Raw genomic sequence first — 25,335 nt, forward strand, 5'->3', positions numbered from 1 at the left:
CCACTGGAGCGCCCCGCGTCCATTCGGACGCACAAGGAACGCTCTATCTTATTGTTTCTCCGCATTCATGCGGTCGTCAGATGTGACCGCCCAACCGTAAAATACCGTAGCGAGCCATAGCCAGGAGTGAACGTGACCGATCAAACCATCGTTGGAGCGCTTCTGCTCGGAATTCTGGAAGGGCTCACCGAGTTCATTCCCGTTTCCTCCACCGGCCATATCCTGCTTGCTGGCCATTTTCTCGGGTTCAAATCCACCGGCAAAGCCTTCGAGGTGCTGATCCAGCTCGGCGCTATCCTCGCCATTCTCAGCGTTTATGCAGGCCGCCTCTGGCAGATGCTGATCGACCTGCCGCGCGACCGCGCGACGCAGCGCTTCGTACTCGGCATCCTGCTCGCCTTCCTGCCTGCCATGGTGATCGGCGTATTTGCCTACAAGATCATCAAGACCGTGTTCTTCGAGACACCGCTTCTGATCTGCGTGATGCTGATCCTCGGCGGCTTTGTGCTCCTGTGGGTAGACCGCTGGGCAACCAAGCCCCGCTACACCGATATAACGAAATTCCCCATGTCGATGTACTTCACCATCGGCCTGATACAGTGCCTGTCGATGATTCCGGGCACTTCGCGTTCCGGTTCCACTATCGTGGGCGGCCTGCTTCTGGGGGCCGACAAGCGCTCGGCGGCGGAATTCTCCTTCTTTCTGGCCATGCCCACCATGACGGGCGCCTTTGCCTACGATCTCTACAAGAATTACGACGTGCTCTCGGCCGCCGACGTGAAAATCATAGCCATCGGTTTCATCGCCGCGTTCATTGCCGCCCTGATCGTCGTGCGCTGGCTGCTCGGCTATGTCTCGAAGCATGGCTATTCGCTGTTCGGCTGGTGGCGCCTGATTGTCGGCGGTGTGGGGCTTGCCGCCCTTCTCATGTGGGGCTGACGCCTGCCGCCTGGCCAGATCGAAAACAAAAACCCGGCGCGAGGCCGGGTTTTTCATCTTAACGGGAATGGTCTTCCAAGAACCGTCAGGCGACCGCACCGCTGATCCAGGCCGAAAGCGCAGTCTTGGGGGCTGCACCGACCTTCATGTCGGCCACTTCACCGCCCTTGAACATGATCAGCGTGGGAATCGAGCGCACGCCGAACTGAGCGGCGATCTCCGGATTCTCATCGATGTTGAGCTTGGCGATCTTCACCTTGCCCTGCATCTCAGAGGAAATTTCCTCAAGCGCCGGCGCGATCATCTTGCAGGGACCGCACCACTCGGCCCAGAAGTCGACGACCACGGGCTCGGAAGCCTGCAGCACATCCGACTGGAAGTTGTTCTTGTCCGCTTTCACGGTGGCCATGGAAATTCTCCTCATCGGCAAAAAGAAGTCACACCACATGTGGTGGTCGCGCGGTCGCGCGTCAAGCTCCCTTGTGTCACGAGGCGGTGAGTCGGGCAAGGGAGAGGGCAAGCTCTTCTTCCGGCACCGGCAGAAGAAGGGGCACTTCGGTGAACAGCAACGCGGCGCGCACTGCTCGGCCGGGATAAAGCGGCTTCAAAAGCTCCGCGTAAAGCGCCAGCTGGGCCAGATAGGCCCGGGGCGCGCGCGACAGCGTCTCAGGCGCGGGACGATTGGTCTTGTAATCGACGATCAGAACAGAATCCTGCGTCACGGCGAGACGATCGATCTTGCCGGCGACGGAGCGCCTTGCATCCCCCAATTCCAGTTCGCCCGACACCGAAACCTCCGCGCGCGAACCGGCGGTGAAAAGCGGCGCGAAGCGCTCATCCGCGAGAATCGATTCGACCGAGCGCCATGCGCTTTCGCGCTCAGCCTCATTCCAGTTTGCGCCGGCGCGCGCGAGATAACGCCGCGCAGCCATTTCATGGGTCTCCGGCGGGCAATCGGGCAACATTTGCAACAGGCGGTGGACGGCAAGGCCACGCTGGATGGCAAAGCCGGGCTTCTGCGCCCCGTCGAGTACGGGAGAGCGCGGCGAGACGACAGCCTCATAGTCCGTCTCGATCAGCGCGCCGGCGCGCGAGGGCGAAAGAGGCCGCGGCAGATTGACCTGCTCGGGTGGCAGTTCATGCAACGCCTGGGGCAATGGAACGGTTTTCGCCTCGACCAACGGCGCGGATGGCTGCTCCACCTGAGGCGGCGCATCCGAGACGCGATATCGGTAGACGGGCGCGCATTGTTGCGGAACCACGCGTTCCTCCACATGGGAGGAACCGGCAAAGGCCTGGCGCGCGATGTTCTGCCATGTCAGCCCTTGTGGCTCGCGTGGGCCATGATAGCCGCAGACGATCAAACGGTCCTCCGCACGCGTCATGCCCACATAGAGGAGGCGGCGATATTCTTCCTCGGCCTTCAAGCGCGCTTCAGCCTCGAAGCCGGCGGCGACCGAGTTCGAGACATCCTTTCCCGCGCGCCACAGAAAGCCCTTGCCCTGCCAATGGGTTTCTGAAGGTCGGCCCGAAGGTTGAAAAGGCATGAGCTTGGGCAGGTGCTGCGCGGAGAAGGGTGCGCTGCCCGGATCGACAAGAAACACAACCGGCGCCTCAAGCCCCTTGGAGGCGTGAACCGTCATGATGCGCAGTTCATCGCGCGTCTGGTCCATCTCGCGTTTGATCTCGGGCGCCTGCCCGTCGAGCGCGGACAGAAGCGCCTCAAGCCCGTTCAGGCCGGCGCGTTCGCCAGCCAGCGCAAAGGACAGGAATTCATCCAGAATGTCATTTGCCTCATGGCCGAGACGCGCCACAAACAGGGCCCGCGCACCCTCACGGCGGTTGTTGCGGTCGCAATTGCCCGACAGAAGGCCCGCATAGAATTCGAAAGCCGGTTTGAAAGCCGCCTCGTTCTGCCAGCGCTGCAGGGTTTCCACCATGGCAGCGACAGCGGGATCGCCCAGCGCCTGGGCGCGCATGGCATCGAAAAGCGGCGTGGCCGCGCCCCGCTTCCAGGCAAGCCGGAAGAGACGTTCCTCGTCCATTCCGAAAAGCGGGCTCTTCAGGACCGCGGCTAGCGACAGATCATCGTGCGGCTGAAGGAGAAAGCGCCCGAGCGCGATCAGGTCCTGCACGGCGATATGGGCTGTGAGGCGCAACCGGTCAGCACCCGCCACATCGATGTGGCGGTTCTTCAGGCTGCGCGACAGCGCATGCACGAAACGGTCGCGCTTGCGCACGAGAACGAGAACATCGCCTGCCGTCAGCCGTTTGCCCGTCCCTTCGATGATCTCGCCATCGCGAATCCAGCCCTCCACCGTTTCGGCTATGGTTTCGGCAAGGCGCACGGCGGGAGCGGAGGCATGGTCGATTGCTTCAGTCCAGTCGTCCGGTTCCTCCACAACCTCGGGCGCGATGGGCGACCATACCTCCACATAGCCCGGTGCATTCTGGCGGATCGCCTTGTGCTCTATCGGCTCGGGATCGCGCGTGAGGCCCTGGCGCACTTCCTCGCGGGAGAACACCAGATCAGCGGCGGACAACACATCTTCCGTCGAGCGGAAGGAACGCGTCAGGCGAACCTTCTCGAACCGCCGCTCGGCAGCTCGGACCTTCTCGCGGAAAGCGCGCCCGCTCTCGTCGAAAGCGGCGGGCTCGGCGCCCTGGAAAGAGTAGATCGACTGCTTTTCGTCACCCACGGCAAAGATGGTGCGGGCGATGCCGGTGCGTGCGCCATCGCCGGCAAAGAACTCCTCGGCAAGCAACCGCACGATCTGCCATTGCTCCGGACTCGTGTCCTGTGCCTCGTCGATGAGAATGTGATCGATGCCTTTGTCGAGCTTGTATTGCACCCATGGTCCGGCATCGGCGCGCGCCAGAAGCCGGATGGTGCGCATGATGAGATCATTGAAATCCAGAAAACCTCGGGCGCGCTTAAGCCGTTCGTAGCGCGCAATCATGCCATCGGCGATGGTGAGTGCCGCGCGGGTTGCTTCCAGCATGCGGAAGAGCGCCAGACGGTCGACCGCTGCCTTGATCAGTCCGGCGGCTTCCGCATAACGCTCCACGATACCGGGCACCGCATTGCGCAGCGCGGCCTTGAAGGTGCTTTCGCCATAAATGCCGCCATCAGCCTTGAGGAAGCCTTCCGCGAGATGCCCGAGGCGGCGGACGGGATCGGTTTCCTCAAAAGCCCGCGTGGCGCCGGGAACGATGCTTTTCAGAACGGTCTTTGCATCGGCGGCCTCGGCTTCGGCCACAAAGGCGCGGAAAGCACCCGCGTCGAAACCCGGCAGGGGCCAGATTGAAGCAGCAATGCTTTCGGCGGTCACACCTTCGATAAAGCCAAACTGCTCGAAAAGCGCCGAATAATCCTCCTCGTCCTGTCCGATCTGGTCGATCAGAGTGCGCAGACCGTCGCGGCGTGCAACGATTTCTCCAAGCAGATCCTGCAAGCCGCTCTCGCCGCCGCGCTCCAGAACAGAAGCGAAGGCTTCCGCAAGCGCACTGCCATCGACCATGGCTCCGGTCAAAAGATCACGGCGCGCCTCGGCGAGCAGCGCCTCTTCCATCTGCGAATCCAGAAGCTCGAAATGGCCGGCGATATTCGCTTCCAGCGGGAACTGGTGCAGGATCGCCTCGCAGAAGGCGTGGATGGTCTGAATCTTGAGGCCGCCCGGCGTTTCCAGGGCCCGCGCAAAAAGCCGGCGGGCGCGCGCGCGCTTTTCGGCATCGGGCCTGCTGCCTTCGAGATCAGCGATGGCAGTCGAGAGCTCATCGTCCGGCAACAGGCTCCACTTCGCCAGATCGCGAAAAACCCGGTTCGCCATGTTGGCGGCAGCGGCGCGCGTATAGGTCAGACACAGGATCTTCGAAGGATCCGCGCCTTTCAGGAGCAGGCGGATCACGCGCTGGGCGAGCACATGGGTCTTGCCGGAACCGGCATTGGCCGACACCCATGCCGAATTGGCGGGGTCGGCGGCGCGGGTCTGTGCCTCGCGCGTGTCAGGCGGGATGACGAAAGGCTTCTTCATTCGCCATCTCCCTCCTCGCCGGCTTCGCCGCCTGCCGACCATTCGAGCACACGCGCCAGATGATCATAGTCACCGTCCATATCGCCTTCACGGAAGGGAAGCACGCGCGAGCGATAACCGATATCGGCGCGGTGATAATGCGCCAGAAGCTGGGCGAGCCGTTCCCACGCTTCGGCTGCAAGGCCGGGGGCGGACTTCTCGCTGCCCTTCATCTTCAGGATCGATTCCTGCAAAACCTTGCCATTGGCCTTCAACCGCACATATGCCAGCTCGCCGGGCTCTGCGGGACCGAGATCGGCAAAGGCACCACGCTGAAGCAAGGCCGCTTCCAGCGCCAGTTGCGGGGAAAGCAGCGTATGGGCCTGCCGGCGGGAAGGGGAGGCGCCTGTCTTGTAGTCCAGCACATCGGCACTGCCGTCGTCGCGGATATCGATACGGTCGGCGCGGCCACGCAGCGTCAGGCCAAGACCTGCCACTTCTGTCTCCGATGCTCGGATTTCCGCATGACGCGCCGCGATGCCCTCGCTGCGGTCGCGCTCCCATTCGATGACGGATGCCGCCGTGCGCTCGAAACGCGGCCACCACACCGCCGCAACATCCATCGGGAGGGCTGCCTCCGCGAAACGCCGGCGGCCAGCCGCCAGAAGCTGCTCCAATGCCTCCGGTCCGGCGGGATCAGCGCATTCGCGAATGAAGTCCTGAAGGATGTCATGGAAGAGATTGCCGCGTTCGGCGGCACCCGGATCACGGATCAGCGGATCAAGCGCCGAGAGCTCCAATATGCGTCGTGCATAGACCGCATAGGGATCGCGCCGCAGCGTCTCGATCTCGGTGACAGAGAAACGCAAGGGGCGCGCTTCCAGCGGCGGTGCGGGCTCGGGACGCGGCGCGAAATCCTCGTCGGGCCGATCGTCCAGCTGCCGCGCCCAACCGATGAGCTGGCGACCGCGCGCGCGCATGGCCTCTGTCGCCTCTTCACCTGCAAAGGCCGCGATGCGCTGCAACCAGCGCGAGGCGACGGCGGGTGCATCGCCAGAACGGGCAGAGCGCGTCAGCACCACTTTCGGTGCGCCCATCGCCATCATGAAATCATGCGCCGCCTGTCCGATACGGCGCTCCGGCGGCTCCAGCGAAAGCTCCGCCTTCATCAGGCGCGACATGAAGCGGTCTGAGGAGGGAATGGACGGCCATGTGCCTTCGTTCATACCGCCAAGCACCATGGTGTCGACACCCAGAAGACGCGCTTCCAGCGTGCCCCAGATGGAGACGCGGCGGTCGGCCCCCATGGCCGGCTTGACCGAGGATGTGGCGATCAGCGCCGCAAAGACGGATGGCCATTCGGACGGAGAAAAGGACAGCGAAGAGGCCGAGCCCGTAACGCCACGCAGGAACGCAGCCATCGCTTCGCCGCGCTCGCCTTCATAATAGGCCGACAGACTGCCGTCTTCCGAACGCGCCAGCGCTTCCAGCACCTCCACCGTGCGGCGCGCCATATCGGACACGGTCACATCCCGCAGCGCACGGATTTCAGCAAGTGGCATCAACGCATCGGCGAGTGCCGCCAGAACATCCCGCGCTTCGGCGAGCGCTGCATCGTTGACGCGAGGAAGCCAAAAGGGCTTGCGCGCCTCTTCCTCCAGCTTCCGCCAGCGCTCCTCGAAGAGATTGCCCAATGTGCATATGTCGGGCCGGCCCGTGCCGCCGCGCAGCGCTACCAGCTCGACGGTCTCGGCGGCGCGGCGCACCTTGGCGCGCTTCATGCCAAGCCGCAGCAGCGGATGCTTGAGAAAGGCCACAAGCATGACCGGCTCGCCCGGACGGAACATCGCTTCCAGCAGAAAGCGCGCCAGCGTCGCAGGCGGTGTGTCGGCGAGCGGCGTTCCACCGGAATCGTCGGCCTCGATGCCAAAGCGCCGCAACTCCACCGCAACACGCCGGGCCAAGCCCCTGTCCGGTGTGACCAGAGCCGCTGTCGCATGGTCTTCTGCAAGCGCAAGACGCAGCGCGACCGCAATGGAAAGTGCTTCCTCGCGCTCGTTTGCCGTCTCGACCAGTGTGAGACCGGCAAGCGCTCCGCCTTCATTCGCGTCCTGTGCCAGCGGGCGGTTTTCCATCCACGCATCTGTGGTTTCTGCGGGACGCAGCGCCTCACTGACCAGCGAGCGGCGGGCGGCGAGCTCCGGCGAAGGGGTCGCCAGTTCCTCCACTTCGTCGCGCTCGATACCGATTGCAGCCAGGAGCTTCTTGAGACCGGCCTGCGGATGGCCATAGGCGGAAGGTTCCTCCGCCGCACCGACGCCCTCCCAGCCGCGCGCATCCAGCCGCTTGTCGAGCCCTGGCAGCACGACAGCGCCCATTTCCAATGTCGCGATGGTGGCGAGAAGCCGCGCCGTAGCGGGGATGGAGCCGGTGGACCCGGCCGCGATGACCGGACCAGGATGGGTTCGCGCACGCAGACGCGCCGCCTCCGCCGCCAACATGGCGTTGCGATGGGCGGCCGGGTTGGAGCGATCCACATCCTGCAGGAGATCAGGCCAATGCGCGGTCACGATCTGCAGGAATTGCAGCGTCACCTGCCACCAATGCGCCAGAGCGTCCGGCGCGAGGCTCGACAGTTTCGTCCAGTCGGCCTCCTCGGTTTCGATCTCATCCATCAGGGCGGCGAGATCGCGGGCAAGCCAGATGGAATCCGACGCCGAAGCCGGCACCACGACGCCTTCCTCGAAAAGCGCTGCAACGTAGGAGGGAAGCCGCGCCTTCCAGGCCTGTACCAGAGGCGCAAGCAGGAGAATCCTGTCGAGCGCCTCGATGGGGGGAGCGAGATCAAACGCGGCGGGCGATTCGATATCGAAAAGCGCGGCCTCCTCATCGAACTCGCCCAAGGGGCGGATGACCGGCAATATCACCGAACGTCCCGCAAGCTTTTCCATCAGGACGCCGCGGAGCGCACGTGCAGCGCGGCGGGTCGGCAGATAAATCGTGACGTCGGCAAGCGCCAGCGGGTCGCCCTTGTAGCGGAAGCCCGACACAAGGCGTCCATCGAGAAGCGCTTCGGCAAGCGTGGGCAGGAAATCCACGCCCGGCGGAATGGAGTAAACGCGCGGCTCCTGCCTAGCCGGCTTCATCTTGCCCACGTCGTCCTGCGACGCCTGTTTCACGTCGTTGCGCGACATGTTTTTCTCGCCGTTGCGCGACGACCACCTCAGCCGGTGCAATGGCATCCGGTGTGCCGACGGTAATCCAGTCGCCGCCCATCTTCATGCCGAAGAGCCTGCCCTTGGAGGCGGCGGCATCGAAATACGCATTCAGGGATTGCGGCCCGGACCCGGCGCCGGCAAAAATACGCGGGTCGAGAATGATCGCGCCAGCGTAGATAACTCCCGTGTCGCCCATTTTGGCGCGCGTCAGCCTTCCATCCGCATCCATGAGGAAGTCGACCGAGCCGGAATGGCCTGTCGCCTGTTCGAAATCCGCAACCATGAGAAGAATATCCATGGTCTCACCGTCCCAGGCAAGGGCGAGCCGCTCGAGATTGGGCGTTCCGCGATCGAGCCAGAACGTATCAGCGTTGACGATGAAGAACGGCGCTGCTCCCAGCTTCGGCAATGCCTTTATGACGCCACCCGCCGAATCCATCAGTCCGTCGCGCTCGTCGGAAATCACGATATGCGGCTTTTGCCGGCTTTTCAGATGTGCTTCCATCTGGTCGGCAAGGTAATGCACGTTGACGATGGCGGTGCCGACGCCGGCCTTTTCGAGTGTGTCGAGCGCCCAGTCGATCAGCGTCCTGCCGGCGACCCGCACCAGCGGCTTTGGCAGCGTCTCGGTAATGGGGCGCATGCGCTTGCCCAGACCGGCTGCAAGCACCATCGCCTTTTGCGGCATGGAGGTGCTCATGCTTCATCTTCCTTCAGGAAGCCGGCTTCTTCATAGAGCGCCTTCAGTTCGCCAAGCACGGGATGCCGCATGGCACGGCGCAGATAAGCGCGGATGCGCGGCAGATGGCGGATATAGAACGGCTTGTGATCGCGCTGTTCCAGCCGCACGAATGTGCCCAGAAGCTTGGAATTGCGTTGCGCGGCGCAAATGGCATAGGCCTCGTCGAAAGCCGCACGGTCGAATGCTCCTTGCGCGGCACGCGCTGCGCAATAGGCCTTGATAACCGCCTGCTCCAGTTCCTCGGGCATGGTGACACGCGCGTCGAGCGCCAGAGAGGCGACATCATACGCCGCCGGGCCACGCACGGCGTCCTGCAGGTCGATCAGGCCCAACCGGTCAAACCCCTCGCGCTCCTCGCGCCATATGATGTTCGGCGAATGAAAATCGCGCAGAACCAGATTGTGCTCCGCCGTGTCCAGCCGATCGAACAAGGTCTCCCAGCAACCGACATAGGCTGCGCGCTCTTCAACACTTGCCGCGCGACCGCTCATGAACGGCATATACCAGTCCGTGAGCAGGCTGACTTCGATGCCCAACGCCTCGTGATCATAGGGTGGGAGACGATGGGTCAGCCCTTCGGCGACCGGAAGCTCGGCAGGCCAGTCCAAACGATGAAGCTCGGCCAAAAGGCGAGCGGCCTCCACATATCGTTCAGCAACCGGGGCACCCTCATCCAGAAACGTCACATCGCCCAGATGCTCGGCAAGCAGCAATCCGTGCGGGAGGTCCTGTGCGTAGATATCGTAGGCAGCGAAACCACGCCCGCGAATAGCCTTCGCCATGGCGACCGATGCCGCCACCGACTGGCCGAGATGGGCGATGCGGCTATAGGGCCGGCCACAGGCGAGCAGGGGCTCGTCACGGCGCTCGGGCGCATTCATCAGGATGCGGCGCTCGCCGAGACTGGTCGTGATGGTCTCATAGGCGCGCAGGGAGGCATCGCCCAGGAGAAAGGCGCGCCGTGCGTCGAGCTCTCCGGCGCGGTTCAGGAAATCACGGATCAGAAAGCTGCGCTCCAGCCGGACCATGGCTTCCTCCGGCCCGGTCACGACGACCAGCCGGCCTTCGCCCTGTTCATGCAATCCGATGCGGATCGCCCCGGACAGCATGTCGCCGGCGCGCTCGGGCCATTCCACCAGGGCGATACCGCCCGACGCAGCTTCCGCGAGACCCAGTTCCTCCAGTTCGTCGGGCGAACCCAGACGATAGAGGTCGAAATGATGCACCGGGATGCGGGCGTCATAGCTTTGCACGAGTGTAAAGGTCGGGCTCGGCACGTCGAGCTGCGGGTCGCCGGCCAAAGCCCGGATCACGGAGCGGGCGAGCGTCGTCTTGCCCGCCCCCAGATCGCCCTTCAACGCGACAATGTCACCGGCCTTCAGCGCCACGGCGATATCCTCGCCGAAAAGCACGGTTGCCTCCTCATCCGGCAGGAAGCGTTCCAGAACACGCACACCCATTGGGACGGGTTACTCCGCGGCAGCGCGCGCCTGTTTTGGCGCGGAGGGGAACCGGCATGTCACCGTGGTGCCGCGCCCTTCGCCCGTATCAATATGCACCGAGCCGCCATGCAGCTCGACAAAGCTCTTCACGATGGAAAGACCAAGACCTGCCCCACGGCGGCGACCGCCATTCACCCGCGGCTCGAAGCGCTTGAAGATCGTTTCCAGAACATCCGGCGCCATGCCCGGTCCGTCGTCGTGAACGCGGAACTCGACTGCATCGTCCTGCCACCGGGCGGAAAGGCGGATCGTGCTGCCTTCCGGTGCATAGTTGGCGGCATTGGAAAGCAGGTTGAACAGCACCTGGCGCACGCGGTTCTCGTCGGCATGGAAGATCAGCGCGGTATCTTCCATCTCGATATCGAGCGCGATCTCATGCTCGCGCAGGCGCTCGGCAACGAGGCTCGCCGCCGTTTCGACCGTTTCGCCGACACGCACTTCGCCGATTTCCAGCTCCATGATGCCGGCATCGACCGTGGCGAGGTCGAGGATATCGTTCACCACCGTCAGGAGAACCGAAGACGACGAGCCGATATGTTCGACATATTCGCTCTGGCGCTGGGTGAGGGGACCCGTTTCCGGCAATCCGAGAAGCTCGGTGAAGCCGATGATATTGGTCAGGGGCGAGCGCAGTTCATAGGAAACATGCTGGACGAAATCGTTCTTCAGCTTGTCTGCCTTCTGGAGCGCGTCATTTTTTTCCTTCAGCGCGCGTTCCACGTTCACGCTGTCGGTCATGTCCACGAAGGTGATCATCACCTGTCCGTTGGGCAGATGAATGGTGGCATGGCTCAACACCGTGCCATTGATAAGCTCGGCCTGGCCATGCTCATTGCGACGCTCATCGTCGAAACCGGTCACGGAGGCGACGAAGCTGCTCCAGGGATTGTCGCGGACAAGCGTTTCGCAGACCGTGCGGATATCGGCGATATGCGCTCCGGGGGTAACCAGCAGATCCGGCAGGTTCCAGAGTTTCTGGAAGGCAGGGTTGGAAAGCTTCAGCCGCCCGTCGGAGCCGAACACAGCAACGCCTTCGGCCAGATTGTCGAGTGTCTCGCCCTGCACGCGCATGGCCGCATTGTATCGGCTTTCGAGATCGAATTTCTCGGTCAGGTTCTCGAAAACCCAGGTCACGCCGCCTTTCGGCTGCGGATTGGCGATGACACGGATCGTGCGCCCATCGGGCAGGTGCCACCAATGCTCCTGCGGCTTCACACTGCGATATGCGGAGAGGAGCCCTTCCTTCCAGCGGCGCCATTCAGGCTGTTCGGCAAGCGTTCCGTCGCTGCGCAGCCGATCGAGCACAAGAGCGTTTTCCGGCGCGCTTTCCAGGAAGGGCGTATCGAGGTTCCAAAGCTTCTGGAAAGACTGGTTGAAGAAACGCAGCTTCTGGTTTTCGTCGAAGATCGCCACAGCCGTTGTCAGCTGGTCCAGCGTGTCGGAGTGGCTGCGCACCGTACTTTCATATTCGCGGCGGATAGTCTCCATCTCGCTGATGTCGGAGGCGATACCCGCGGAGCCGCTGGCCCCCGCAAAATCGGTTACATTGAAAACCCGCCGCTCGCCGCGAACGACGGCTGTAACGGATTGACGGAAGACATCGCCTGAATCGCGATGGCGATTGGCGATCTCCTCACGCGCGGCGGCGGGCAGGAATTCCATGCCCTCGCGCCGCACCGTTTCAATGTCGGAACCGTCCACCGCACCGACGAATGCCCGGTTGGCCCAGCTCAGGCGGCCCGCCCTGTCGCGCAGCCAGAAAGGCATGTCCAGCGTATCGAGGAGACCGCGAAGGCTGTCGCGCTCAGCCTGGAAATCCTGCTGCTCCACCTTCAGCTGCGCGCGCTCCTGCTGGGCGGCGGAAAGGGAGATGAAGCGCACTGCCGTATATTGCGCCGCTTTGCGGCCTTGCGCTTCGAGAAGCGTGCCGGAGCGTGTCTCGACCGGGAAATCGAAAGTCTCACCCGTCTTGCGCAGGGCTTCCACGGCGCGGTCCATGGTGGAGGCGGAACGGGGCGTCATCCAGCGGCCAAACGCCAGGAAGGCGGAACGTTCTTCCGGGGCACCGCTACCGACAGGCAGATCGCCCACGATGCTCGGACTTTCCTCGCCCCCGCTCCAGACAACGGTGCGCTGGTCCTTCAGATTCAGGAGCGCCTCCGAGCGACCAAGCGCGCTGCTCAGCTCGGCCAGCCGCGCCCGCAATTCAAGATTTTCGGCGGCAATCCGCGCACGCTGGCGGATGAGCCAGATCGCCGAAACGAAAGCTGCGCCAAGAACGCCGGCAAAGATGGAAAACTGGAGCACGTCGAGCGTGCTGACGGGTTGCGAACCGACCATCGGGGCAGCCGACTGCGCTGCCGCGGCGACAGGTGTCACCGCAGTTGTCGCCAGCGCCCAAAGCCACGTCGTCCCTCGTATGACGCCTGCTCCGCGCTGTCGGCCACATGGGCCTCTAGATCCGCTGTTCAGCGGGTCTAGCCCCGGCATGTCCTGTTCCTTCTCCGCCGCATGATTTCTCAAGACCGCCCCTTTGAATCGCCAGGCTCGCAGCCCGCAGGGTCAGCGCCTTGCGAATCACTGCAATGTACCGCGTGTCCGAATCGTCGTGAAGAAGGACGCGCGACAAAAATAAAGCCGGACCAAAAGTCAATGGTCCGGCCTCAATATATTGTGTCTTGGTTAATAAATTCTAATACCGGTAGTGTTCCGGTTTAAACGGACCTTGCGGCGTGACGCCGATATAGGAAGCCTGTTCATCCGAAAGCGCGGTGAGCTTCGCACCAAGCTTGTCGAGATGCAGCCGCGCGACCTTTTCATCGAGGTGTTTCGGCAGGACATAGACTTCGTTGTCATACTTCTCGCCGCGCACGAAAAGCTCGATCTGCGCCAGCACCTGGTTGGTGAAGGAAGCCGACATGACGAAGCTCGGGTGACCCGTCGCGTTGCCAAGGTTGAGAAGACGGCCTTCGGACAGAAGAATCATTCTCTTCTCATCCGCAAAGGTGATCATGTCCACCTGCGGCTTGATGTTGGTCCATTTGAGATTGCGCAGCGATGCCACCTGAATCTCATTGTCGAAGTGACCGATATTGCCGACGATCACCATGTCCTTCATCTTGCGCATGTGATCAAGGGTGATGACGTCCTTGTTGCCGGTCGTCGTGATGACGATGTCGGCGGTCGGCGCGGCATCGTCCAGCGTGACGACCTCGAACCCGTCCATCGCCGCCTGCAGGGCACAGATCGGATCCACCTCAGTAACTTTCACACGCGCACCGGCGCCGGCCAGCGACTGGGCCGAACCCTTGCCGACATCGCCGTAGCCGCAGACCACGGCGACCTTGCCGGCCATCATCACGTCCGTGGCGCGGCGGATGCCGTCGACCAGCGATTCCTTGCAACCATATTTGTTGTCGAATTTCGACTTGGTGACGGAATCATTGACGTTGATCGCAGGGAAGGGGAGCAGGCCCTTCTTCTGAAGCTGGTAAAGCCGGTTCACACCTGTCGTCGTTTCCTCGGTCACGCCGCGGATCGCCTCACGCTGGCGCGTGAAAAAGCCCGGTGTCGCCGCCATGCGCTTCTTGATCTGGGCGAAAAGAATTTCCTCTTCCTCGCTGCCAGGGTTCGAAAGCACGTCCTCACCCGCTTCGGCGCGCGCACCGATCAGAATATACATGGTGGCGTCGCCGCCATCGTCGAGGATCATGTTGGAGGGCTCGCCATCAGCCCATTGGAAAATCTGGTCGGTGTAGGTCCAGTACTCTTCTAGCGTCTCGCCCTTTACGGCGAAGACCGGGGTGCCCGTCGCAGCGATGGCGGACGCGGCGTGATCCTGGGTGGAGAAGATATTGCAAGAGGCCCAGCGCACATCGGCGCCCAACGCTTTCAGCGTCTCGATCAGGACCGCAGTCTGGATCGTCATGTGCAGCGAGCCGGAGATACGAGCGCCTTTCAGCGGCTTTTCCCTGCCGAACTCCTCGCGGCAGGCCATCAGGCCCGGCATCTCGGTTTCGGCAATGTCGATTTCCTTGCGACCCCAGTCAGCCAGCTTGATGTCGGCGACCACGTAATCCTTGTCAGCGCTCATGGGCGTAAACTCCGATTTTCCTGAAATCCGGCAGGACCGGCCGAAAGCCGGTCAGCACAATGCGCTCTGCCTACCAGATCGCAGAGCAGCCCACAATGCATATAAAGAAATCTTTATTCGTGCATGTCCGAGAGGAAGTTCTCTCAGCATTCCTCGCCGAAGCGCGCGGCGATCAATTCCTCAAGGGCGGCGAGCACCGCTTCCGCCTGGGGCCCGCTTGCATGAACGCGGATGGAACATCCGGGGCTCGCTGCAAGCATCATCAGGCCCATGATCGAAGTGCCGCCAACAGAGATACCGTCCTTCTCGACTTCCACCTCGGCCTCGTGCGCCTCAACCGTCTGGACGAACTTCGCCGAAGCACGGGCATGAAGGCCGCGCTGATTGACGATCAGAAAATCGCGGCTGAAGACCACCGCCGAGGCGCTTCTTAATTCGGTCTTCTGCGCGGAAATCTCATTCATTTGGCGGACAGGACCTGACTTGCGACATTGATGTATTTACGGCCGGCGTCCTGTGCATCCTTCAATGCCTGCTCCATGTCGTCGCTGGCACGTGCAGAGGAAAGCTTGATCAGCATCGGCAGATTCATGCCGGCAATAACTTCGATGCGCCCCGCATCCATGACGGAGATGGCCAGATTGGACGGCGTGCCACCAAACATGTCGGTGAGAATGATAACGCCAGAACCTGTATCGGCACGCGCAACGGCATCGACGATATCGCGCCGGCGCTGCTCCATATCGTCTTCCGCGCCGATCGAGACCGTTTCCATGTTCTCCTGATGGCCAACAACGTGTTCGACCGCATGTCGGAATTCTTCGGCCAGCTGACCATGCGTGACGAGAACGAGCCCGATCATCGGCACATCATCCAGCCGATGAACCTGGTTTCGACAACTGCGCTCGAGGCTGTCACAATTTCACTCCATCCGATTGGCTCGCGTGCGGGCCGATTATCAGGTCATTTATTGTCCAGGCCCGGCTTTGCAAGCGTCTCCGCACGATACGCCATCGACCCGAATTGGTTCTTCGGGCCGAAAAGCCTTGCCCATGACTGCCTCACGACAAGAGCGCTATCTTGTCAACGCCCGAGCCGTTGACAAGTCCAAACTGCGGCGATTCGCCTAAAATGTGTTCAGTGAGAGGCTTCTTCCGCACGAAAAGGCGGCAAATGAAGCCGGGCCGCCACTGCATGAACGGCATGACGCGCCTGACGCCGCGGAAGAGAAACCAGGGGCAGCGTCACCCCTTCGACTGCAGCCATGGCATCTTCGGCGACACGTGGCGCTTCGTTTTCCGGTACCAGCCGAATCACCAGATCGATGAGGGTGGCCGGCAGGAACGGGATTGGTGCAGGGCCATGGCCGCGCGCTTCCACAAGGCCGGCGATGGGGCGCGGAGCATGGGCAATCAAACGATCGTTGAGCACGGCGAGCATGACCTGATCATCCGACACAAGCCGCGCAAAGATGCCGCGGGCATTGGCGGCGGCGATCAACTCGAGGGCCAGCATGGTCTTTCCGCTGCCCGAGGGGCCCTCGATCAGAAGGCCGCGATCCCCCACCACGAGAGCGGTTGCGTGGCGGTTCCGCATTGGTTCAACCTTCCGCAGGGAGCGCGACGATGAAACGCGCGCCCTTTATATCGCCGGGCTTGGTGCCCGTGATGTTTTCTGCTGTCAAAGTGCCGCCATGTGCCTCGACAATCTGGCGGCTGATCGACAGGCCGAGACCGGAATTCTGGCCGAAAGCCTCGCCGGCGGGACGGTCCGTATAAAAACGCTCGAAGATGCGGTCGATATTCTCCGCGCGGATGCCCGGCCCGTTGTCTTCCACCGTGACGATGACGCGACCGCTTGCGCGCGACAGGTTCACCGCAATGTGCCCGGTCTTCTCCGGAACGAACGAGCGCGCATTCTCGATGAGATTGGTGATCACCTGACCGAGCCGCAGATCATGCCCGACGATGACATAGCCGCGATTGCCGCCCGCGGTCTTCTGGACATTGAAGGTGATCTCGACCGGTTTCTTGCGCGAGGCCCCCGCCTCCCGCGTGGCACTGACAAGATCGCCCGCGAATTTTTCCAGGTCGATGCGTTCAGAATCCTCGCGCGAAAGCTCGGCATCGAGACGCGACGCGTCGGAAATGTCGCTGATCAGGCGGTCCAGGCGGCGCACATCGTGCTGAATGATCTCCAGCAGCCTGTCACGCGACCGCTGATCCTTGGCCAGCGGCAGCGTCTCGACAGCGCTGCCGAGTGAGGTCAGCGGGTTTTTCAACTCATGCGCCACATCGGCGGCGAAGCTTTCGATGGCGTCGATACGCGCATAAAGCGCATTCGTCATGTCGCGCAGCGCCGCCGACAGATTGCCGATTTCATCCTGGCGGTGCGAGAAATCGGGTATCTCCTCGCGGCTGCGGGCCCCGCGCCGCACACGCACGGCGGCTGCCGCAAGACGGCGCAACGGGTTGGCGATGGTCGAAGCCAGAAGCAGCGAGAGACTTGCCGTGACAAGAGCCGCCACCGCAAAGACGCGAAGGATCGCCTTGCGCTCGGCGGCGACGATCTTGTCGATATCGCCACCCTGCGTGGAAAGCTGAAGCACGCCCAATACCGCACGGAAACGCTGGACGGGAACCGCGACGGAAACGATCTGTTCGCCCTGCTCGCTGATCCGCACAACCTTTGCGGTGGTGCCTGTCAGGGCCGACATCACTTCCGGATAGGCAACGCCGTTGCCGCCCGGCTGTTCGCGATAAACCGGCAGGTCGCGCCTGCGGAAAAACTGACGCACCCACTGCCAGCCCCGCTCGAAGACATTTTCCTCGCTCTGGTCCACCGGGGGCAGATCGTAACGCAGGACCTGGCCGAGATATTGGGAATCGAGCAGCAGGTTGCCATCCGGGTCGTAGATACGTGCGCGGGTGCGGGTCTGCGGGATCAAACGCCTCAGAAGCGGGGCGACCCGTTCCGGGTTGATCGGGAATTCCAGGCTTTCAAGCTGATCGGAACGCGGCGGCAGGCTCTGGCCCGCCTGAAGCTCCAGCAGCTTGTCGGGATCGACAAGGATCGAATCCGTTTCCACCTCGGCGGAGCTCGCGATTGCGCCCGCGATGATTTCGCCCTGCGTGGTCAGGCTTTCCACGCGCGCGCTGATCAACTCCTCGCGGAACTCGTTCAGATAAAGAACGCCGACAACCAGAACGCCAAGACCGGCAAGGTTGAGAAACAGGATGCGTCGGGTGAGGCTCGAAAAGACATAGTGGCCGAAAAGACGGCGCAACGGCACGGCAAGGCGACCGAGGAACGCCTGCCCCGCCGGGCGCGCGGACCGCTGGGGCCGCGCCGCCATCTTTTCCGTTTCTGAGTTCATCGCCACTGTCTTGCTTCGCCCGCCTGCCGCACCGGCCCGGCGGCATCAGATCTCGCGGAAGCGATAGCCAACGCCGTAGAGCGTTTCAATCATGTCGAAGTCCGTATCGACCGCTTTGAACTTCTTGCGCAGGCGCTTGATATGGCTATCGATGGTGCGATCGTCCACATAGACCTGCTCGTCATAGGCAGAATCCATCAATGCATCGCGGCTCTTGACCACGCCGGGGCGCTGCGCCAGCGAGTGCAGAATGAGAAACTCGGTAACCGTGAGCGTGACCGGCTGTCCCTTCCAGGTGCAGGTGTGACGCTCCTGGTCCATGACCAGCTGACCGCGCTCGAGCGATTGCGACTGCTTGCCCGGCACCTTGGCACCCGGCTCCCGCGTGCTGGCGCGGCGCAGCACGGCACGCACGCGTTCAACGAGAAGGCGTTGCGAGAACGGTTTGCGCACGAAATCGTCAGCGCCCATCTTGAGACCGAAAAGCTCGTCGATCTCATCGTCCTTGGAAGTGAGGAAGATGACGGGAATATCGCTCTTCTGCCGCAGCCGGCGCAGAAGCTCCATGCCGTCCATGCGAGGCATCTTGATGTCGAGGATAGCAAGGTTGGGCGGCCTGGCGCCAAGCCCCTCCAGCGCGGAAGCACCGTCGGTATAGGTCTCGACCCGATATCCCTCGGCTTCCAGTGCTATCGAGACGGAAGTCAGAATGTTGCGGTCGTCATCGACAAGCGCGATCGTTGCCATGTCTAGCGGCTCCCTCATGGGCAATATCGTCCCTCTTTGCATCAGGTGGGCGTGCAGATGCAGGACAAATTAGGTACAAAATGTGGCACAGAACGCGATCCATGTCACACCGTGCCAGCACTGTCGCGTTTAGGTTGCCGATCAAACATCGCGTTTCCCCAGATTTCACGTCAGAATTTAAACGATTTAAACGATTTTAAAATCTTTAAATCGATTAATGGTTTGAATTCTCAGACCTTTTTATGCTTTCAGCTCTGACCGCCTGCGAAGACGGGCATCTCAGGGAAATTTGGTGGTCAGGATGAACGAAACCGGCATGCGAAATCCGGATTGCGGGATCGAGAGCATTGGTCTGAAAACGACGGGCCTCGTCCATTACAATCTGCAGTCAGCCGCCCTGTCTGAAGAGGCGATCCGCCGCGGCGAAGCAAAGCTTTCCGCCCATGGTGCGCTTGTCGCGCGCACCGGACAGCACACCGGCCGTTCGGCCAAGGACAAGTTCGTCGTGCGCGACACCAACACCGAAGACGTGGTGTGGTGGGACAACAACAAGCCGATGTCGCCAGAGCATTTCGATGTGCTCCACGCCGATTTCCTCAAGCATGCCGCAGACCGCGATCTTTTCGTGCAGGACCTGGTCGGTGGCGCCGACGCCGAAAACTGCCTGCCGGTGCGCGTCGTTACAGAATATGCCTGGCATTCCCAGTTCATCCGCAACCTTCTGCTGCGCCCTGAGACTGCCGATCTGGCGTCGTTCCTGCCGCAGATGACGATCATCGATCTGCCGTCCTTCCGCGCCGATCCGCAGCGCCATGGCTGCCGCACGGAAACGGTGATCGCGGTCGATCTCACGCGCAACATCGTTCTGATCGGCGGCACTTCCTACGCTGGCGAGATGAAGAAATCCGTGTTCACGGCGCTGAACTACATTCTGCCTGCCAAGGGCGTGATGCCGATGCACTGCTCGGCGAATTTCGGCCCCGACGGCGATGCCGCCGTGTTCTTCGGCCTTTCGGGCACGGGCAAGACCACCCTTTCGGCGGACCCGGCACGCACGCTCATCGGCGACGACGAGCACGGCTGGGGCGAGACCGGGCTCTTCAACTTCGAAGGCGGCTGCTATGCCAAGACGATTCGCCTTTCGGAAGAAGCCGAGCCTGAAATCTTCTCGACCACGCGCCGCTTTGGTACGGTTCTGGAAAATGTCGTGCTCGATGAGCATGGCCATCCGGATTTCGACGATGGCAGCCTGACTGAGAACACACGCTGCGCCTACCCGCTGCATTTCATTCCCAATGCCAGCGAAACCGGGCAAAGCGGCCATCCCAAGAACATCATCATGCTGACGGCCGATGCCTTCGGCGTGCTGCCGCCCATTGCCAAGCTGACGCCGGCGCAGGCGATGTATCACTTCCTTTCCGGCTATACCGCCAAGGTGGCCGGTACCGAAAAGGGCGTGACCGAGCCGGAGGCAACCTTCTCCACCTGTTTCGGCGCTCCGTTCATGCCGCGCCACCCTTCCGAATATGGCAATCTCCTGCGTGACCTGATCGCGCGCCACGGCGTTGATTGCTGGCTCGTCAACACCGGCTGGACGGGCGGCGCCTACGGCACGGGCAACCGCATGCCGATCAAGGTGACGCGCGGGCTGCTCAATGCGGCACTGAGGGGCGAACTCAATGAGGTCGAGTTCCGCACCGATCCGCATTTCGGTTTTGCTGTTCCGGTTGCGGTTCCGGGCATCGATTCGAGCCTGCTCGACCCGCGCTCGACCTGGGCTGACAAGGCTGCCTATGACGCACAGGCCCGTCGCCTGGTCGGCATGTTCATCGACAATTTCGAGAAGTTCGAAACCCATGTCGATGCATCCGTTCGCGATGCTGCTCCTCGCACTGCGGAAGCAGCCGAGTAGGAAGCCGATAAACAGACGATTGGGGCGACTTGCATCGTACCGCGTCTATGCGCATTTTCAGGGCCCGGCAGCAATGCCGGGCCTTTTCATTGAGCGGATGACGAAAGAACGGTTTTGGCCGAGGGCGATCTTCATATTCGAAACGGCGTGGTCGTTCATGCGGATGAGCTGCAAGAGCAGTTCATCCGCGCCTCGGGTCCCGGCGGCCAGAACGTCAATAAGGTGGCGACCGCGGTGCAGTTGCGCTTCAACGCCGCGCTGGCGCGCGGTTTGCCCGAACGGGTGCGCGAACAAGCGCTGAAGCTGGCCGGAAGCCGCGCGACGAAGGACGGAGAGATCGTCATCGAGGCAGGCCGTTTCCGCACACAGGAACAGAACCGCGCGGATGCCCGCGACCGTCTGGCGGAACTCCTGACGCGCGCCTCAGAACCGCCACCCAAACCACGCAAGAAAACCAGGCCGACGCGTTCTTCGATCGAACGGCGCCTCAAGGCGAAGGCCGGGCGCTCGACCGTCAAGAAGATGCGCGGCAAGGTCGATTCGGACTGACTTGCGCCATAGCCGCTTGCTTCCCTGGATGGGAATGTATCCACGCGGAACTGTTTTACAGTTGAAATCATCGTGGGTTACACGTCAAATGACGCGGATTTTAAAACTGGAGATGTTTCGATGGGTATTTTCGATTTTGTCAAATCGGTCGGTAAGAAGCTTGGTGTCGTCGATGATGAGACACCACCGGAGGCGGAGAACCTGAAGAAGGAGCTCGATTCCCACAAGCTCGGCACTGACAAGGTCGATGTGGTGGTGGACGGCGACAAGGTCATCCTGAAAGGTGAAGTGGCCGATCAGTCCGCATTCGAAAAAGCAGTCATTGCAGTGGGCAATACACTCGGCGTTTCCAAAGTCGAGGCGGGCGAGCTGAAAGTCGCGGAGACCGACGCCAAGGACCCCGTGTTCTACACGGTCAAGAAGGGCGACAATCTCTGGAAGATCGCCGAAGCTCATTACGGCAAAGGCAAGGGCGCCAAGCACACCGTGATCTTCGAGGCCAACAAGCCGATGCTGACGCATCCGGACAAGATTTATCCCGGCCAGGTGCTGCGCATTCCCGAGCTCGACGCGTAACGAAGGCGCAGACCTTCGAAGTGACAAACGGCGGCTTTCGGGTCGCCGTTTTCGTTTCCGCCGCTATATGCTGCGGCAAAGAAGCTTCATGGAATCTGCCAAATGCCGAGCTTGAGCGAGGGCGTTCGTTATCTGCCGGGCTTTCTGGACCGCACCGCACAGGAAGCGCTGGTCGAGGAAATTCGCGCCATCGTGCGCGAAGCGCCACTCTTTGTGCCCGCCATGCCGCGCACCGGCAAGGAAATGAGCGTACGCATGACCAATTGCGGTACGCTTGGCTGGGTGACTGACAAGGAGAACGGCTATCGCTATCAATCCCGACACCCTGCAACGGGAAATGCCTGGCCACCAATCCCCGACCGGCTGCTCGATCTCTGGGAACAGGTTGCAGGCAGCGCGCTTCAGCCGGAAGCGTGTCTCGTCAACTTCTACTCCGAAAATGCAAAGATGGGTCTGCATCAGGACCGCGACGAGCAGGAATTTTCCGCTCCCGTGGTTTCGATCTCACTGGGCGACACCTGTCTTTTCCGGGTCGGCGGGACAACAAGGAGCGCGCGTACGGCATCCGTGAAACTGCAAAGCGGCGATGTGGTGGTGCTGGGCGGAGCTGGACGGCTCGCCTTTCACGGCGTGGACCGCATCTATCCCGGCACTTCGACACTTCTGAAGAATCCCGGACGCATCAACCTTACGCTGCGACGAGTAACGAAGCCTGTCTGAGCGTTCTATAACTTGCGCAGCGCCACTTCCCGGGTGAGGTGATCGGCGCCCTTCCGCAAAATCAGATCGGCACGGGGCCGCGTCGGCAGGATGTTGTTGCGCAGGTTTATCAGGTTCGTGTTCGCCCACAATCCCTCGGCAATGGCCAGTGCTTCATCCGGCGCCAGTGCGGCATAGCGGTGGAAGAAGGATTCGGGATTCTGGAAGGCCGTTTCACGCAGCCGCATGAAGCGATCAACGTACCATTTATGGATCATCTCTTCGTCGGCATCGATATAGATCGAGAAATCGAAGAAGTCGGACACGACGGGAACCGCTGCGCCGTCCTGTGGCAGGTCCCCAGTCTGTAAAACGTTGATGCCTTCGAAAATGAGAATGTCGGGCCTGTCGATGGTCGCGAATTCACCGGGCAGAATATCGTAGGTCAGGTGCGAATAGAGCGGTGCGCGAACATTGGGCATGCCGGCCTTGATGCTCGACAGGAAACGCAGGATGGCGCCGATATCGTAGCTTTCGGGAAAGCCCTTGCGCTCCATCATATTCTCGCGCAGCAGCACCTCGTTTGGAAACAGGAAACCATCGGTGGTGATGAGATCCACCTTCGGGCTGGAAGGCCAACGGGCCAGGAGCTCCTTCAGGACGCGCGCCGTGGTGGATTTGCCCACCGCCACGGAACCCGCAATGCCGATAATGAAGGGCGACTTCACCATATCGTCGGAATCGAAGAAAACCTGCCTCTGCCTAAACAGCAGCTGGCTTGCCTCCACATGCGCCGACAAAAGCCGCGACATGGACAGATAGATGCGGCGAACTTCCTCCAGATCGACCGGGTCGTTCAAGGAACGCAAACGGCGAACCTCGTCCTCGGTGAGGGTCATGGGCGTATCGGCGCGAAACTGCGCCCATTTCTCCGCCGAAAAGATGCGATAGGGAGAATATTTCTCGCCCGAAACAAGCTGGTCCATGCCTTTTGCGGCCCCCTTCCTTGCCGCCACGGTCCTATTCCTTCCGCGCAGCCTTCTCCGCGATACCGGAGCGGCCCGTGCGGCTTTCAAGTTCCGCCATGACCTCATCGAGTGAAACGCCCTCCAGCGCCAGCACGACAAGCCAGTGATAAAGAAGATCCGCACTTTCGGAGATGAGTTCCTGTCGGTCGTGCGAAACCGCGGCGATCACCGTTTCGACCGCCTCTTCCCCCAGCTTCTGGGCCGCCTTGCCGGTGCCCCTGGAAAAGAGTTTCGCCGTCCAGGAATTGGCGTCGCCCGAGCGGGCGCGCTCGGCGACGATTTTTTCCAGCGTGGCGAGATCGAATTGACTCATGCCTGCTCCGTGAGATCGTTCACCCTTCTTATAGAAAAGGCGACACGCTCCATCTATTTGTTTTTGCCGTTCGCAAACCGCAAAACGCTCACAAATCCGCCGGGTCCAGACGCATCGGGATGCCGGCTGCCGCCATATAGCGCTTGGCCTCGGCAATCGTATAGGTGCCGAAATGGAAAATCGAGGCAGCAAGCACGGCCGTTGCATGCCCCTCACGAATGCCGGCAACCATATGATCGAGCGTGCCGACCCCGCCCGAGGCAATGACCGGCGCCCGCACCGCATCGGCAACCGCGCGTGTGAGCGCGATGTCATAGCCAGCCTTGGTGCCGTCACGGTCCATCGAGGTGAGCAGGATTTCGCCGGCGCCCAGACCGACCACCTTGCGGGCAAAATCCACCGCATCGATGCCGGTCGGCTTGCGGCCGCCATGGGTAAAGATTTCCCAGCGATCCGCCTCGCCCTCGCCCGACACCTTCTTGGCGTCAATCGCAACGACAATGCACTGGTTGCCGAATTTGTCGGCGGCGCGCGCCACGAAATCAGGATCGTTCACGGCGGCGGTGTTGATCGACACCTTGTCGGCGCCCGACAGGAGAAGCTTGCGGATATCAGCAACCTCACGCACGCCACCGCCGACGGTCAGCGGCATGAAGCATTGCTCGGCGGTGCGGGCCACGACATCGAAGATCGTTTCGCGATTGTCGCTTGAGGCGGTGATATCGAGGAAACACAGTTCGTCCGCACCGGCCGCATCATAGGCCTTGGCGGCTTCCACAGGATCGCCGGCATCGATCAGGTCGACGAAATTGACGCCCTTGACGACACGGCCGTCCTTCACGTCCAGGCAGGGGATGACGCGGGCTTTCAGGGTCATGCTTTATGGCCTTCTCGGTTCAGGCAGCGTCGCGCAGAATCGCCAGCGCCTCGTCCGGGTCAACCCGGCCATCATAAAGGGCGCGGCCGGAGATAGCGCCTTCCAGCTTCCTCGCGTCCGGCATGGTCATGCGCACGATATCCGCGATGGAGGCCAGTCCGCCCGATGCAATGACAGGAATGGAAACGGCTTCGGCCATGTCGATGGTTGCATCCCAGTTGATGCCGGTCAGCACGCCGTCGCGGTCGATATCCGTATAGATGATCGCCGAAACGCCCGCTCCCTCGAAACGGCGCGCCAGTTCGACCGCCGCGAGATCGGAGGTTTCAGCCCAGCCCTCAACGGCCACCTTGCCGCCGCGCGCATCGATGCCGACGGCGATCTTGCCGGGGAACGCCTTGCAGGCCTGCCTGACCAGGTCAGGATCGCGCACGGCGATGGTGCCGAGAATCACGCGGGCAAGACCCTTTTCCAGCCAGCTTTCGATATGAGCCAGCGTGCGAATGCCGCCACCCAGCTGCACCGGATTCTTCGTTGCCTTGAGGATCGCCTCGACGGCAGCACCGTTGACGCTCTCACCCGCGAATGCGCCATTCAGGTCCACCACATGCAGCCAATCGAATCCCTGATTCTCGAACGCCTTTGCCTGGGCTGCGGGATCGGGATTATAGACCGTGGCCTCCCCCATATCGCCCAGCTTAAGCCGCACGCACTGGCCGTCTTTCAAGTCGATGGCGGGAAAAAGGATCAT

At 61.8% G+C, this 25,335-nt stretch carries 21 protein-coding genes; 5 read left to right on the plus strand and 16 right to left on the minus strand.

What is annotated here, in order from left to right; genetic code table 11:
- Nucleotides 1-132 precede the first annotated feature (132 nt).
- Nucleotides 133-939: an undecaprenyl-diphosphate phosphatase gene (locus NA8A_RS13875; RefSeq protein WP_009450948.1), complete on the plus strand. Its 807-nt coding sequence runs from the start codon at nt 133-135 to the stop codon at nt 937-939.
- Between the two features lie 85 nt (nt 940-1,024).
- Here NA8A_RS13875 and trxA read toward each other — a convergent pair whose 3' ends face one another.
- The 12 genes from trxA to NA8A_RS13935 form a co-directional block, all read right to left on the minus strand.
- Nucleotides 1,025-1,348 carry a thioredoxin gene (gene trxA / locus NA8A_RS13880; protein WP_009450949.1) on the minus strand — a complete coding sequence of 108 codons (324 nt, stop codon included), beginning with the start codon at nt 1,346-1,348 and terminating at the stop codon, nt 1,025-1,027.
- A 76-nt stretch (nt 1,349-1,424) separates the two neighbouring features.
- Entirely contained in the window at nt 1,425-4,973 is a 3,549-nt protein-coding gene (gene addA, locus NA8A_RS13885; protein WP_009450950.1) for a double-strand break repair helicase AddA, read from the minus strand.
- Nucleotides 4,970-8,098 (minus strand): double-strand break repair protein AddB, encoded by a 3,129-nt coding sequence (gene addB / locus NA8A_RS13890; protein WP_040672663.1) that lies wholly within the window; start codon nt 8,096-8,098, stop codon nt 4,970-4,972. Before addB ends, addA begins: the two co-directional genes overlap by 4 nt.
- Complete coding sequence (locus NA8A_RS13895) at nt 8,085-8,870, minus strand: nucleotidyltransferase family protein (protein WP_009450952.1); 786 nt, start codon at nt 8,868-8,870, stop codon at nt 8,085-8,087. The genes addB and NA8A_RS13895 overlap by 14 nt, the downstream gene beginning before the upstream one ends.
- Nucleotides 8,867-10,372: a bifunctional tRNA (adenosine(37)-N6)-threonylcarbamoyltransferase complex ATPase subunit type 1 TsaE/phosphotransferase gene (locus NA8A_RS13900; RefSeq protein WP_009450953.1), complete on the minus strand. Its 1,506-nt coding sequence runs from the start codon at nt 10,370-10,372 to the stop codon at nt 8,867-8,869. Before NA8A_RS13900 ends, NA8A_RS13895 begins: the two co-directional genes overlap by 4 nt.
- 9 nt (nt 10,373-10,381) lie before the next feature.
- Nucleotides 10,382-12,904 (minus strand): PAS domain-containing sensor histidine kinase, encoded by a 2,523-nt coding sequence (locus NA8A_RS13905; protein WP_040672628.1) that lies wholly within the window; start codon nt 12,902-12,904, stop codon nt 10,382-10,384.
- Between the two features lie 202 nt (nt 12,905-13,106).
- Complete coding sequence (gene ahcY / locus NA8A_RS13910; RefSeq protein ID WP_009450955.1) at nt 13,107-14,507, minus strand: adenosylhomocysteinase; 1,401 nt, start codon at nt 14,505-14,507, stop codon at nt 13,107-13,109.
- Between the two features lie 143 nt (nt 14,508-14,650).
- The gene (locus NA8A_RS13915; RefSeq protein WP_009450956.1) at nt 14,651-14,971 is read right to left on the minus strand and encodes an HPr family phosphocarrier protein; all 321 of its coding nucleotides are present in this window, start codon (nt 14,969-14,971) and stop codon (nt 14,651-14,653) included.
- Nucleotides 14,968-15,369, minus strand: a complete 402-nt coding sequence (locus NA8A_RS13920; protein ID WP_009450957.1) for a PTS sugar transporter subunit IIA — start codon at nt 15,367-15,369, stop codon at nt 14,968-14,970. Before NA8A_RS13920 ends, NA8A_RS13915 begins: the two co-directional genes overlap by 4 nt.
- 275 nt (nt 15,370-15,644) lie before the next feature.
- Nucleotides 15,645-16,103, minus strand: coding sequence for an HPr kinase/phosphorylase (locus tag NA8A_RS13925; RefSeq protein WP_009450958.1), 459 nt, complete (start codon nt 16,101-16,103; stop codon nt 15,645-15,647).
- Nucleotides 16,104-16,107: 4 nt separating this feature from the next.
- Nucleotides 16,108-17,883: a sensor histidine kinase gene (locus NA8A_RS13930; protein WP_009450959.1), complete on the minus strand. Its 1,776-nt coding sequence runs from the start codon at nt 17,881-17,883 to the stop codon at nt 16,108-16,110.
- A 45-nt stretch (nt 17,884-17,928) separates the two neighbouring features.
- On the minus strand, nt 17,929-18,630 hold the full coding sequence (locus NA8A_RS13935) for a response regulator transcription factor (protein WP_009450960.1): 702 nt from the start codon (nt 18,628-18,630) through the stop codon (nt 17,929-17,931).
- A gap of 301 nt (nt 18,631-18,931) precedes the next feature.
- On the opposite strand from NA8A_RS13935, the gene NA8A_RS13940 reads away from it, so the two are divergent.
- The 4 genes from NA8A_RS13940 to NA8A_RS13955 all read left to right on the plus strand — a co-directional run bounded on the left by NA8A_RS13940 (nt 18,932) and on the right by NA8A_RS13955 (nt 22,387).
- Nucleotides 18,932-20,542, plus strand: coding sequence for a phosphoenolpyruvate carboxykinase (locus NA8A_RS13940; protein WP_009450961.1), 1,611 nt, complete (start codon nt 18,932-18,934; stop codon nt 20,540-20,542).
- A gap of 114 nt (nt 20,543-20,656) precedes the next feature.
- Nucleotides 20,657-21,091, plus strand: a complete 435-nt coding sequence (gene arfB / locus NA8A_RS13945) for an alternative ribosome rescue aminoacyl-tRNA hydrolase ArfB (RefSeq protein ID WP_009450962.1) — start codon at nt 20,657-20,659, stop codon at nt 21,089-21,091.
- A gap of 120 nt (nt 21,092-21,211) precedes the next feature.
- Nucleotides 21,212-21,667, plus strand: a complete 456-nt coding sequence (gene lysM, locus NA8A_RS13950) for a peptidoglycan-binding protein LysM (protein WP_009450963.1) — start codon at nt 21,212-21,214, stop codon at nt 21,665-21,667.
- A gap of 102 nt (nt 21,668-21,769) precedes the next feature.
- Nucleotides 21,770-22,387 carry an alpha-ketoglutarate-dependent dioxygenase AlkB family protein gene (locus tag NA8A_RS13955; protein ID WP_009450964.1) on the plus strand — a complete coding sequence of 206 codons (618 nt, stop codon included), beginning with the start codon at nt 21,770-21,772 and terminating at the stop codon, nt 22,385-22,387.
- 5 nt (nt 22,388-22,392) lie between these two features.
- Here NA8A_RS13955 and coaA read toward each other — a convergent pair whose 3' ends face one another.
- The 4 genes from coaA to hisA form a co-directional block, all read right to left on the minus strand.
- On the minus strand, nt 22,393-23,352 hold the full coding sequence (gene coaA / locus NA8A_RS13960) for a type I pantothenate kinase (protein ID WP_009450965.1): 960 nt from the start codon (nt 23,350-23,352) through the stop codon (nt 22,393-22,395).
- Nucleotides 23,353-23,386: 34 nt separating this feature from the next.
- Nucleotides 23,387-23,707 (minus strand): phosphoribosyl-ATP diphosphatase, encoded by a 321-nt coding sequence (locus NA8A_RS13965; RefSeq protein ID WP_009450966.1) that lies wholly within the window; start codon nt 23,705-23,707, stop codon nt 23,387-23,389.
- A gap of 88 nt (nt 23,708-23,795) precedes the next feature.
- Nucleotides 23,796-24,584, minus strand: coding sequence for an imidazole glycerol phosphate synthase subunit HisF (gene hisF / locus NA8A_RS13970; RefSeq protein ID WP_009450967.1), 789 nt, complete (start codon nt 24,582-24,584; stop codon nt 23,796-23,798).
- Nucleotides 24,585-24,603: 19 nt separating this feature from the next.
- Entirely contained in the window at nt 24,604-25,335 is a 732-nt protein-coding gene (gene hisA, locus NA8A_RS13975; protein WP_009450968.1) for a 1-(5-phosphoribosyl)-5-[(5-phosphoribosylamino)methylideneamino]imidazole-4-carboxamide isomerase, read from the minus strand.

The sequence above is a fragment of the Nitratireductor indicus C115 genome (genome assembly GCF_000300515.1).
In the GTDB taxonomy this organism is placed as follows: domain Bacteria; phylum Pseudomonadota; class Alphaproteobacteria; order Rhizobiales; family Rhizobiaceae; genus Nitratireductor; species Nitratireductor indicus.